The organism is Mammaliicoccus fleurettii, from assembly GCF_003970575.1.
Taxonomy (GTDB): Bacteria; Bacillota; Bacilli; order Staphylococcales; family Staphylococcaceae; genus Mammaliicoccus; species Mammaliicoccus fleurettii.
The window spans coordinates 1-12,739 of sequence record NZ_RXWZ01000062.1; the positions used below are offsets into that span (position 1 = coordinate 1).

General features: G+C 33.4%; 12 protein-coding genes and 1 other RNA gene. 1 reads left to right on the forward strand and 12 read right to left on the reverse strand.

Features of this window, described 5'->3' with window-relative positions:
• Positions 1-271 precede the first annotated feature (271 nt).
• From CD129_RS05345 to treP, 9 genes are all read right to left on the reverse strand, one after another.
• On the reverse strand, positions 272-1,120 hold the full coding sequence (locus CD129_RS05345) for a patatin-like phospholipase family protein (RefSeq protein ID WP_115337882.1): 849 nt from the start codon (positions 1,118-1,120) through the stop codon (positions 272-274).
• A gap of 80 nt (positions 1,121-1,200) precedes the next feature.
• Positions 1,201-1,797, reverse strand: a complete 597-nt coding sequence (gene recR / locus CD129_RS05350; protein WP_078357248.1) for a recombination mediator RecR — start codon at positions 1,795-1,797, stop codon at positions 1,201-1,203.
• Between the two features lie 2 nt (positions 1,798-1,799).
• Positions 1,800-2,120, reverse strand: coding sequence for a YbaB/EbfC family nucleoid-associated protein (locus CD129_RS05355; RefSeq protein ID WP_078357097.1), 321 nt, complete (start codon positions 2,118-2,120; stop codon positions 1,800-1,802).
• Between the two features lie 91 nt (positions 2,121-2,211).
• Entirely contained in the window at positions 2,212-3,903 is a 1,692-nt protein-coding gene (gene dnaX / locus CD129_RS05360; RefSeq protein WP_115337883.1) for a DNA polymerase III subunit gamma/tau, read from the reverse strand.
• A gap of 73 nt (positions 3,904-3,976) precedes the next feature.
• Positions 3,977-4,510 (reverse strand): GNAT family N-acetyltransferase, encoded by a 534-nt coding sequence (locus tag CD129_RS05365; protein WP_078357099.1) that lies wholly within the window; start codon positions 4,508-4,510, stop codon positions 3,977-3,979.
• 91 nt (positions 4,511-4,601) lie between these two features.
• Positions 4,602-4,870: signal recognition particle sRNA large type (gene ffs / locus CD129_RS05370), an RNA gene on the reverse strand.
• A 52-nt stretch (positions 4,871-4,922) separates the two neighbouring features.
• On the reverse strand, positions 4,923-5,654 hold the full coding sequence (treR, locus tag CD129_RS05375) for a trehalose operon repressor (RefSeq protein ID WP_078357100.1): 732 nt from the start codon (positions 5,652-5,654) through the stop codon (positions 4,923-4,925).
• 30 nt (positions 5,655-5,684) lie between these two features.
• Positions 5,685-7,328, reverse strand: a complete 1,644-nt coding sequence (treC, locus tag CD129_RS05380; protein WP_115337884.1) for an alpha,alpha-phosphotrehalase — start codon at positions 7,326-7,328, stop codon at positions 5,685-5,687.
• 22 nt (positions 7,329-7,350) lie between these two features.
• Positions 7,351-8,787: a PTS system trehalose-specific EIIBC component gene (gene treP / locus CD129_RS05385; protein ID WP_107509411.1), complete on the reverse strand. Its 1,437-nt coding sequence runs from the start codon at positions 8,785-8,787 to the stop codon at positions 7,351-7,353.
• A 120-nt stretch (positions 8,788-8,907) separates the two neighbouring features.
• Here treP and CD129_RS05390 point away from each other — a divergent pair, with 120 nt between their 5' ends.
• On the forward strand, positions 8,908-9,654 hold the full coding sequence (locus tag CD129_RS05390) for a serine hydrolase (protein WP_078357103.1): 747 nt from the start codon (positions 8,908-8,910) through the stop codon (positions 9,652-9,654).
• Here the strand turns inward: CD129_RS05390 and CD129_RS05395 are convergent.
• From CD129_RS05395 to CD129_RS05405, 3 genes are read right to left on the reverse strand one after another with little or no spacing between them, the layout of a single operon-like run.
• Positions 9,643-10,551 carry a C40 family peptidase gene (locus tag CD129_RS05395; RefSeq protein WP_078357104.1) on the reverse strand — a complete coding sequence of 303 codons (909 nt, stop codon included), beginning with the start codon at positions 10,549-10,551 and terminating at the stop codon, positions 9,643-9,645. The genes CD129_RS05390 and CD129_RS05395 overlap by 12 nt on opposite strands.
• Positions 10,548-11,648, reverse strand: coding sequence for a dipeptide epimerase (locus CD129_RS05400; protein ID WP_078357105.1), 1,101 nt, complete (start codon positions 11,646-11,648; stop codon positions 10,548-10,550). The genes CD129_RS05395 and CD129_RS05400 overlap by 4 nt, the downstream gene beginning before the upstream one ends.
• A 12-nt stretch (positions 11,649-11,660) precedes the next feature.
• The gene (locus tag CD129_RS05405; protein ID WP_115337885.1) at positions 11,661-12,584 is read right to left on the reverse strand and encodes a S66 peptidase family protein; all 924 of its coding nucleotides are present in this window, start codon (positions 12,582-12,584) and stop codon (positions 11,661-11,663) included.
• Between the last annotated feature and the right edge of the window lie 155 nt (positions 12,585-12,739).

The window sequence follows — 12,739 nt, forward strand, 5'->3', positions numbered from 1 at the left end:
GGTTAAGCCAATCACTCTTTGAAGTACTATAAGTACTCAATTATTGGAATTAACGTTGACATATTGTCATTCAGTTTTCAATGTTCATTTCGTCTCACAAGAATCAATTATACACGCTTCGAAATTCGAAGTCAATAACTTTTTAAAATTAATTTTCAAAGTGTTTTGATGTGTTATTTATCTCTCGCTCACAAGATATAACTATACACGCTAAATCTAGTGAACTCAAGCGTAAAAATTACACCAAAACAACCATTGTTCTCAAATATGATTATTTCTCAACATATTCTTTTAAATTATCGTATATTCTTTCAGCATCTTTGTATCCTTGTTTATATAAAGCGTCTAATTTCTTAGGATTTTTCTCAATTCTATCTACTGATAACGAATCTGAAGGTCTTATTACGAATAAATTCCCTTTTTCTTCTTCCTCTTCTATCCATTCTAATGTCTTATTGTAATGTTTATATCTAATGGCCATGAGATGATTCACTTTAGGATATGCTCTCAATCTAAAAACTCTAGAAAATCTACTTTGTTTTTTGCGATAGCCTTTAGGTCTTGTAAGAATAAGAACGTTTTTCTTATAACCTTCCTCAATCGTTTTATTCAAAGGTATAGGATTTACAACTCCTCCATCTAATAAAGTATATCCTTTGTATTGAACAGGATTTGCCATCATAGGTAATGAACTCGTTGCCTGTAATGCAGTTAAAATAGAATCTTTAGTTTCTTTCTTATCAAAATATACAGCTTCTCCTGTTTCACAGTCAGTTGTTACAATAACAAATTCTTCTTCAGCTTGATCAAACTTTTCAAAATCAAAGGGTTCTAAATAAGTAGGTATATAGTGATACACAAAATCCATTCCAAATATTTCTTTTCTCTTCACATAGTTGGAAAGGGAAATATATCGTTTATCCTTTATATACTTTGCCGTCACACGATGGTTACGTCTATATTGTCTAGATAAGTAACTTGCTGCCATTGAAGCTCCTGCTGAAACACCGATATTATATTCAAAATATAAATCTTTTTTAATAAAGAAGTCTAATACACCTGCTGTATACATACTTCTCATTCCGCCACCTTCTAATATTAACGCTGTGTCCTTTATCATATCCACACTCTTTTCTATACCTTTAGTTAAATGAAAGCAACCTGCTACATATTACATGTGAGCAGGTTGTATGTTTATTATTAAATTTCTGTTCTTCCAGTTATAGCTTTAGACAGTGTAACCTCATCAGCATATTCTAAATCGCCACCTACTGGCAATCCATGTGCAAGTCTAGTTGTTTTAATGCCGATTGGCTTAACAAGTCTAGATATATACATTGCTGTTGATTCACCTTCTATATTTGGATTCGTTGCTAATATAATTTCGGTAACTTCATCACTCTTTAGTCGTTCTAATAATGAAGGAATATTAATATCTTCTGGACCAATACCTTCCATTGGAGATATAGCTCCATGCAATACATGATATAAACCTTTATATTCGCGCATCTTTTCCATTGCTATAACATCTTTAGAATCTTGGACAACACACACAACAGTACGATCTCTTTGCTTATCTTGGCAAATATGACAAGGTGATACATCTGTTATGTGTCCACAAGTTTCACAATAAGTTAGTTCTCGCTTTACATCTACAAGAGATTTAGCAAAAAGAACAACATCGTCTTCTTTCATATCTAATACATGAAAAGCTAATCGTTGAGCTGTCTTGGGACCTATCCCAGGCAACTTCATAAAGCTATCAATTAATTTAGATATTGGTTCTGGATAAAACATCATTACATCATTCCAGGAATGTTAAGACCTTTTGTATGTTTACCTAAACGATCTGCAGTTACATCGTCTGCTTTAGATAAAGCATCATTTGTTGCAGCTAATACTAAATCTTGTAGCATTTCTATATCTTCAGGATCTACAACGTCTTCTTTAATGATTACGTCTAAAATTTCTTTATGTCCAGAAACAACAACTGTAACCATTCCGCCACCAGCTGTTCCTTCAATTTTTTCTTCTTTTAGCTTTTCTTGTTCCTCAGCCATTTTCTTTTGCATTTTTTGCATTTGTTTCATCATTTGTTGCATATTTCCGCCACCGCGCATAATTTCGTCCTCCTAATATCTATTTTGTTCGTTATAGAAAATTAATTTTTGTCATATTTATTATACATACCTTTGGAGATGATGTCATGTATTACTCATCAGTAACACGTACTGTGTCCTCACCAAATAGTTCTTGTGCTTTTTTAACGACATCCGCTTCTTTAGGCTTTTCTTCCTTAACCGTATCATCTTGAGCAGGATTAGCTTTTTTAGATTGAATGTATTGTTGTCTAACTTGTAACCACTGTGAATTTGGTACGCCAACTACTTTGACAGTTTTATCTACTATTTCACAGACAATCGCTTCTATATGATTTCTTTTTTCATCATTTTTGTTAACTATCTCGCAATGTATATCTTCATCAAACTTTACCAGTACATGATCTTCACTAGCAGCGACAGGTTCCGAGTTCAGCAATAAACTAACTAATGCTCTTTGTTCTTTCTCTTTAACCGATTCGATAACTGCTTGCCATTTTTCTTTTAGTAAATTTAAATCATCACGATTAGCATGATCAAGAACTCGCTCTATTTGTCTAATTGAGAAGACATGTTTAGATTGCTTTCTACCTATGTTCTGTTTATTTTCAATTGGTTTCGCCTTTTGACTACCACCATTCTGTGAAAGTTGATGAACGTGTTCCTCAAGTTGTTTGATTTTATTCATTACTTCACTTGATGCTACTTGATTACTTTGACCACCTGTTGATGGTTGTTCTTTGTTATTACTTGTAATCAATTCTGTTAACTTAACAATGAGTATTTCTATATGAACATTTTGGTTAATTGCAAAACGCATTGAAACTAATGTGTCGTTAATGCAATCAATCATCTTGTACATTGTATTTAAATCAATATGATGAAGTGCATGTTGCTCGTCATCTTGATCAGTCGTTTTGGCTACAATTGCATCTCTAATGAAATAAATCATATCATTAACAAGTCTATTCACTTCTTTACCAGCAGCGATAAACTCATGATATCTCGTGAAAGCCTGTTTAATATCTTTAGCTACAATGTCGCTGAATAACGCGTTCAATGCTGCTTTATCTACACTACCTGTTACATTTAAAGCATGTTCAAGTGACAAATGTCCATCTCCAAATGCGATTGCTTGATCCATAATACTTAGTGCATCACGCATACCGCCTTCTGACACTTGTGCAATAAATGATAAAGCATCTTGTTCATAAGTAATATTTTGTTCGTCTGCAACAAATGCCAATCTACTTTCTATCTCACCAGAATGAATCGCTTTAAAATCAAACCTTTGACATCTCGAAATAATTGTTGGTGGTATTTTGTGAGGCTCTGTCGTAGCAAGAATAAATATAGCATGACTTGGTGGTTCTTCAAGTGTCTTTAGAAGCGCATTAAAGGCACCAGTTGTTAACATATGCACTTCATCTATAATATACACTTTGAATTTAGATTCACTTGGTGCATATTTTACTTTATCTCTAATATTTCTAATTTCATCTACACCATTATTACTTGCAGCATCTATTTCAATTACATCTGAATTTGTTCCTTGTGTAATACCTTTACAAATTGCGCATTCATTACAAGGTTCTCCATTTGTATTTTCTGTACAATTAATTGCTTTAGCAAAAATTTTAGCAATACTCGTTTTACCAGTTCCGCGTGGGCCATTAAATAAGTAAGCATGTGATTGCTTTTCTTTTTGGATTGCATTTCTTAATGTTTTTGTGACATGTTTTTGACCTACAACATCTGAAAATGACTGCGGCCTATACATTCTATACAAAGCTTGGTAGTTCAAAATGGCACCTCCAAAGTTTAATACGATATACCTTATATTATATCACGAATCGATACTGACTTCTTATTATAAATTACTGAAAATATTCAGGATAATGAACAGTACCTCTTATTTCTTTGGTTGGGTGGTCCCATAAATATTTGAACATGAAGTTCTCATCTGGCACTTCAAACGGCGCATAAATCTCAAAGTCCGAAGCAATATGATAGCCTAGCTTACGATAATATTCAGAATGACCGAGTACTACAACACCTATATAACCATTTTCATATGCTCTATATTCCAGCGCTTCTATTAAAGCTTTGCCTATACCTTTATTTTGGTATTGTGGCAAAACTGAAACAGGTGCCAATGCTAATACAGTATTACTTTGTTCATCAGAATTTATTGTTACCTCTGACATCATTGCATGCCCTAATATTTTCCCTGACTCCGTTTTTGCTACTACTTCAAGTTCAGCGTTATAAGTTAGCGATTTTCGAATTTTTCCGATTAACTCAAATTCTTTTCCGTTTGATTGCGCTTCTGTTAAAAAAGATTGTTGTACAACTTCTTTAGCAAGTTCATATTCCGATTCCACAATAGTACCAATTAGTAATTGCGTCATGTATGATAATATCCTCCTGATATAAGAAAAAGGGCGACCGCGGTCACCCTTTTTGAATTTATATTTAATTTGATAATTTAAAATTTAAATACCGTGCACCTTTGCTTTGAACAAACATCACAAGCGTAACCTCAGTCGTTAGCTAAACCTCGGCAACCCTACGGCACATACAATGATCCACTTAATGCTGCTTCCTTCCGGACCTGACATGATTCATGGGTTTGTATTGCATAGGACCGACGTCTTCAGACACCACGTGCTGAGGGCAGACCTCACAATAATATGTCCGCAGCAAAGGAATTCAGTCCTGCATAAGCGGATTTCAAGTACAGGGAACCGCTACCTCCCCACTTAGCACGGCAATTTATATAGTACAACAAAACCTTTACATTTGGCAAGAGAAAACTATTCTTTATATTCGAGTTTGATTAATCACTCTTCGAGAAAAATCTACAAATTTAAATTCCGTTGCAATATGTCTAGATATATTATACTGAAATCGTTCAGCATTATTAAGGTGTACAATCCCTCTAACTGTTGCTGTAAAAGGTGGATCTAAATGACCAAAATAAGCGATCTCTTTATCCGACATTCTCTCAAAAGTAATAGATTTATTTGAATAACTGATTTCCACATTCATTTCATTTTCTATATAACGATAAATTGATTGTGAAGCTACTTCTTTCGTTAGTTTAGGAATCACACTACATATAAAGTAATCTTCATCCATAATATGCACATTGTTGTTCTTCTTTCTTGTTCTAATAACATGCCAAAGTTTATCCTGATCATTTAGTTCAAGAGCATGTTTTACAATTGGTACTTCTTCTGCACGTATTACTTCGAGAAGTTCGACTTCAGTTTCATAGTCTAAACCTAATCTTTGATTAATTTCTTGAAAACTTATCATTTCCGAAATTGGAAATTGAATGATGTCTTCATATATTACAACTGAACCTTTACCTCGTAATTTTTGTATATAGCCCTTTTCTTGTAATAAATTTAAAGCTTTCCTTACAGTTTCTCTAGAAGTTGAATATATTTTTGTTAATTCATTTTCTGAAGGTAGTTGCTGTAAATGAGCATATTCACCATTTATAATTTTTTCACAGATAGATTGGTAGATTTTCATATACTTGTTCATTGGGTTCACCTCTATACCTTCAAAAATTCCTTAACTTCCACTTACTTTAACTACAAATGCGTCATATGGTTGTAGTGTGTTACCTTTTAAATCGTTATTTGCAATCATAATCTCGCCTTCTAAATCGATATCTGTTGGGATATCTACTTCTCGGTTAGAGTAATTTGCTATAACTATCCATACTTCATCATTCAAACGTCTTTTATATACAAATAAATCTGAATGCTCCATATAAAGTGGCTCTATTTCTCCATAAGTTATAATATCATGTTCATGGCGTACTTTGATTAATTTTTGATACGTGTAAAAGATTGAAGATTTATCTTCCAGCGCCGCTTCTACATTAATGTGTTTATAATTATTCGGAATACCAATCCATGGTGTTCCAGTTGTAAATCCAGCATTTTCTTGTTTATTCCACTGAATTGGCGTTCTAGAATTATCTCTAGACTTTTGTCCAATCACTTTCATAATCATTTCCTCATCTATGCCATTACTTTTTAAAAGTTTGTAAGCATTGAGAGACTCAACATCTCTATATTGATTAATGTCTGTAAACTTAGGATCCGTCATGCCAATTTCTTCACCTTGATATATATATGGTGTTCCTTGTAACATATGCAAAGATATTGCGAGCATTTTTCCAGATTTAACTCTATCTTCTTCTGTTGTATCATTTCCAAACCTTGTTACAACTCTTGGTTGATCATGGTTACACCAGAATATCGCATTCCATCCATTACCTTTAGCGATGTTTACTTGCCAATCCATTAAAATACGTTTCAGTTCAAGAAAATCAAATTTCATGTCTGACCACTTTTCACCATTCTTATAATCTACTTTTAAATGATGAAAATTAAACACACTGCTTAATTCGTGACGCTCAGGATTCGTATATTGAATACAATTATCAATTGTAGTTGAAGACATTTCACCAACCGTCATAATATCTTTATCACCAAAAGTCTGTTTATTCAGCTCTTGTAAATATTCGTGAACTTTTGGTCCATCAGTATAAAATTCTTTTCCAATTGTTTCTGAATTTTCGAATGCACCTTTAGATATTAAATTAATAACATCAAATCTAAATCCATCTATACCAAAATCAATCCAATAATTGATCATTTCGTATATTTCAGATTTAAGTTTGTCATTCTCCCAGTTTAAATCTGCTTGAGACACATCGAATAGTCTTAAATAATAACTTTCTGTTTGTTCATCATAAGTCCATGCATTGCCACCGAATTTTGATTCCCAATTCGTAGGCGGCTCGTCTTTCGTTCCTTCTTTCCAAATATAATAATCTCGATACGGATTATCTTTAGATTTACGAGACTCTACAAACCAATGATGAGCTGTAGATGTATGATTAATAACAATATCTAACATAATTTTAATACCTAGACTATGCGCTTCACTAAGTAACTCTTCAACATCTTCTTTAGTGCCAAAATCTGGATTAATTTGATAATAATCACTAATATCATAACCATTATCATTCATTGGTGATTCATAAATTGGTGTTAACCAAACATAATCAACACCTAAAGTTTGTAAATAAGGTAACTTTTCAATTATTCCTCTTAAATCACCTTGTCCATTTCCAGTCGTATCATTGAAAGATTTTGGATACACTTGATAAACGACAGACTTTTTCCAATCTAAAACTGCCATATTGGTAAACTCCTTTTATAAATTATTCTTTCACCATTTCTTTCGCTTTTTCATTTGCAAAGTTTGAAAGCACAACCGTTAGTATAGCTGGTAATACCATAGCTATCAATGTAGCAATACCGAACACAGCCCAATATTCTCTTTGAATTGAGATGATTGCAGGTACACCACCTACACCTACACTACCTAACACTTTATTAGCTCCAATAAATGCACCTAATAAACTTGAAGAAATAATTGCTGCAAAGAATGGATATTTAAGTGGTAAGTTGACACCAAACATCGCCGGTTCAGTTACACCTAGAAATGCTGAAATACCTGAAGTAACTGCTAAACCTTGTTCTTTACCCATTTTACGTTGTTTATATACTACCCAAGCTCCAAACGCTGCAGAACCTTGACAAATATTTGAGATGGCAACGATTGGCCATAAATATGTTCCTCCGAGAGGACTTCCCATCAGTTGGAAATCTACTGCTAAGAACATATGATGTAAACCAGTAATAACGAGTGGCGCATAGAACAATCCGTACACCGCTCCACCTAACCATCCTGCACTTTCAAAGATTGCTTTAATAGCATCTGTAATAAGTGTACCTAAACCTAAAGCTAATGGCCCAATTACAATAAATGCTAAGAAACCAGTGACTAATAGCGCTACAGGACCAACGACTAACATCTTGATTGAATCATGAACACGTTTTGTAAGGAATTTCTCTATAACTGACAATACCCAAGTTGCAAATAATATTGGTAATACTTGTCCTTGGTAATTCAACTGCTTAATTTCTAAACCGAATATATGCCATACAGGTATTTCACTCGATTTACCGCCGCCCAAATCATATTGAGAAGCAAGTTGTGGATGTAACAAGATTAAACCTAATACTAAACCTAAAATCGGACTACCTCCAAATACACGCATAGCCGACCAACCAATTAAAGCTGGCAAGAAGATAAATGCGGTACTTGCGATAACATTAATGATGTTCGCAAAATCTGCTAACCATAGATATTGCTCGATGAGCGGTTTAGGACCAAATAAATCCTTTGCTGTTAACACATTATTTAAACCTAATAGTAAACCAGCTGTTACGATTGCTGGCAAGATAGGAATAAACACGTCACCTAATAATTTAATTAAACGTTGGAAAGGATTCATTTTTTGTTCTGACGCTTTCTTTACATCATCTTTCGAACTTTCTTCAACCCCTGTTTCTTCTTGAAAAACTTTATACGCCTCGTCAACAGTTCCCGGTCCAATTACAATTTGAAATTGGTTATTCGCTGAAAAAGACCCTTTCACTAAATCAATTTCGTCTAACGCTTCCTTGTTAACCTTACTTTCATCATTTAATACTAATCGTAAGCGTGTAACACAATGCGTTGCTGCGTTAACATTGTCCTGTCCACCTATAGCATCAATGATCTGTCTTATCTCTTCTCTTTTCACAGCCATTGAACTCACTCCCCCTATATTTATTTAACTGAATTATAACTTGTATATACAAGTATGTAAAGGCTTACAATTAATATTATATTTATAATGTAGTATGATTGGATAAAGGAGGTTTTGTATATGTCTTTTTTAACAGATGAATTCATAGACCACGATGGGCTTTCACTAGAGTTCGCTAATGAAAGTTCTACGATTTTTACCAACCATCATCAAGAAGAAATATTTGAGTCCGCAAGTATAATCAAACTGCCAATCATGATTTATATTTTCAATCATACAACTAAAGAGGAACGACAAGAACAAATACAACTATCTAATATTGTTGGTGGGAGTGGTGTATTACAAAATATGAACACTCAGAATGTAAGCATAAATGACTTAATTTATTTAATGATTGTTGTGTCTGATAATACAGCTACAAACACTTTAATCAATCATTTTGGTTTACATCATATTAATTTATTTATAAATGAAACACTTCATTGCGAAAATACTGAACTAAATCGTTTTATGATGGATGAAAATGCGATTGCTGAAGGTATACAAAATATTACGACAGCCAATGACATGATTAAAATACTTCGCTATATTACGCAACACGACGACAAACAAGAAATGATGGACATTATGTACAACCAACATTTGAATGATAAAGTTTCTATTTATAAATCTTTCTATGAAGAATCACTTTCTTTTTATTCTAAAACAGGTGAATACGGGAACGTCGTAAACGATGTAGGTATTATCCAACATGAAGGTACACTCTATTATTATTGTTTTTTATCAAACACAAACAAACCCAAAAAGGCGATCGATTTCTCTCACCAATTCGGGTCATATATTATCCAATCTATTTTAAAAATCTAATAATCTTGCTGCTTTTACTAATATTTTTTGATAATAGCTTCCAGTTAATTTAACAATTTCAATACTTTTCGGTGTATGAGGTGCGTGAATCATCATATCATCACCCATGTATATACCAACGTGTGATAAGAAGCCCTTATCTTCTGGTTTACTAAAGAATAGAAGGTCACCAGGTTCAAAAGCTTTCTGTTCAATAGAAACATCTTCCATTGCTTCATACTGTTCATCTGCATCTCGAGGTATATGGAAATTCTGACTTTTATACATTTGGTAGCAAAGTCCTGAACAATCATATCCATAACTAGACATGCCCCCCCATAAATATGGCAAGTCTAAAAAGAGTCTGGCATTTTCAATTACACCTTGCATTGTCCCTTTCAGAAAAGTGCCTTGCTCATCACTTAAAATAATATCTTTTGAATGTATTAAACCTGTCCCTTCAGGGGTATCTACTTCAATATATTCATCATTATTATTTGTTACTGGCAACACCGTATTAAATGAAAGAATTTGCTTTGTTGTAAAATCTAAATTAAACAAAGTTGTTTTCGGTACTTTAACGCGTGCTTTTTGATGTGATTGATAATCCTTCATTTCACTTAGTTGGCTAGTTGGAATATAGCCAGGGTAGCCTTTTTTATGTTGTTTTGAAGCCTGCTCTGTACATATCACATAACTCCAGCCGTCTTGTTCATCTATAACTTCAACCATTTCACCATACAATATTTGTGTATCTATTCTGCTGTCTTCTGTAAACGATAGCTTCTCTTTTAGACTGAGTTCTAGTAGCCATCTTTGAATATTAGCTGGGTACATTATGCCATCTCTATCAATATCTCTAGCTTTATCTGCACTTCTCCATATTGTCCCTACATTAACTCTGCAATATTTTTTCATGAACTCACCTTCTTATATAAAGATTTTCTATCTATTCCTAATCCAAATCCTTCTGACGGTGACACTTTAGCTCCTTCATATACAATACCGCCTTCAATTTCTCTTTCAACTACCATTAAAGGCGCATCAAAATCAACTCGATTTACTTGTTTAGCAGCTAAACTAAAATGCAAAGCTGCAGTTACAGAAACATGTGTCTCCATCATACATCCGACCATACAATGTATATCTGCACTTTGTGCTATATCATGAATTTTTAGTGCTTCGTGTATGCCACCAGTCTTCATCAACTTAATATTCCACAAATTATTAGCACCTACTTCTACTAATCTTCGTGCATCATATGTACTAAACAAGCTTTCATCTACCATTAAAGGTATATTAAATGATTGTGTTAATTCACCAAGAAGTTCATATTCATAGCGGCCAACCGGTTGTTCAATACTTTCAATTTCTAAATCTGCTTCATCAAAATGTTTTAGTGCATATCGCGCACCTTGTTCATCCCAAGCTTGATTAGCATCAGCACTCAATATGACATTGTTAGGCAAAGAAGTTCTCAAAGCCTTCAGTCTATTCAAATCAGTTTCAACATTGTCTTTCCCTACTTTTATCTTTAAGTGATTAAAACCTTCTTCGACATATCTCAAACCGTCTTCAACCATTTCATTTGCTTCATTCAGACTAACTGTATAACATGTTTCTAAATCTTTATTTCCTGGGTTATGATCCAAATACTTATATAAAGGTAATTCAGCTTCTTGAGCTAATAAATCATAAAGTGCAATATCAATTGCTGCTTTAGCACTTGTATTACCAACAATTATTTGTTGTATTTCATCTAACAAATCTTTCGTTAACTGTCTATTTATTAAAAGGGGTTTAAACACTTCTTCAATTGCAGCTTCAATTCCACCTTTTGTGTCACCAGTAATCACATATGTAGGTACAGCTTCCCCAACCCCTACTATATCTTCGTAATTTGTCTCTATAAAAACGTATATACTTTCTATTACTTCAACTGTTCTTAGAGCTGTTTTGAATGGTTTCTTTAAAGACGTCCCGTATCTATAATATTTTATATCTGTAATAAACATAATACTGCCCCTTTATTCTATATTTACACCTGATTCTATTTTTAATAATTTTTGATCCACGTCTAAAATTGCTTTCGTTCCAAATGGTATAGCGAAATGAGGTGTACAATGTCCAATATTCAAATCATATACTGCAGGTTTACCTAAACGCGTTATAAAAAAGTCCAAAACTTCATTCATTGTTAACGATTTTTTAGGATTTTTAGGTTCACTATCGGTAAATGGACCAATTATAAACCCTATAGCATCATCTAACTTTCCAGCCGACTTCAATTGTTGAAGAAAGCCATCAATTTTATATGGTTCTTCACCAATATCTTCTATAAATAAAATTTTCCCTTTTGTATCAATTTCATACGAAGTGCCTAAACTAGAAACTAATAACGATAAACAACCTCCAACAATATCACTTTCAACTCGTCCAGGTACAAGTGTTTTAAATGTTAATTGATCAGTTGGATATGTTATATCTTTACCATCAAATAACTGTTCAAAGCTCTTAATAGATGTCTCATTAAAAGTATCTCCAATATCAGAAGCAATCATTGGCCCTTGATATGTAGTCAAACCTGTTTGTTGTCTAATCGCATTATGCAAACAAGTTATATCACTGTATCCCCAAATAATTTTTGGATATTTCTTAACAAGCTCGTAATCAATTTGCTCCACAATTCTAGGTGTGCCGTATCCTCCACAAGCACAAATGATGCCCTTAACTTCATCATCTTTTAGCATGTCATGTAAACTTTTTATTCTTTCTTCATCTGTACCTGCTAAATGGCCATAAATGTGTTCAATATTATTCGCTAACTTAAATTTAACTTGGTACCTCTCTTCTAAACGTTTCAAGCCATTCTTTAAATGTTCTTGGTTCGGTGGACTCGCTAACGCTACAACACCTAACATATCTCCCCGTTTTAAACCCTTCGCCTTCATTCAGTCACGACCTTTATCAGAATATTCTTATATTATAGCAAAGTTGTAAAACATTTGTACAAAACAAACATACTAAGATTAGCTATGAAGAAATCTATGACGATAGATTTTTTCATAGCTATTTTTTATAGTTATGGAGAGAGGTAGACTGTGCG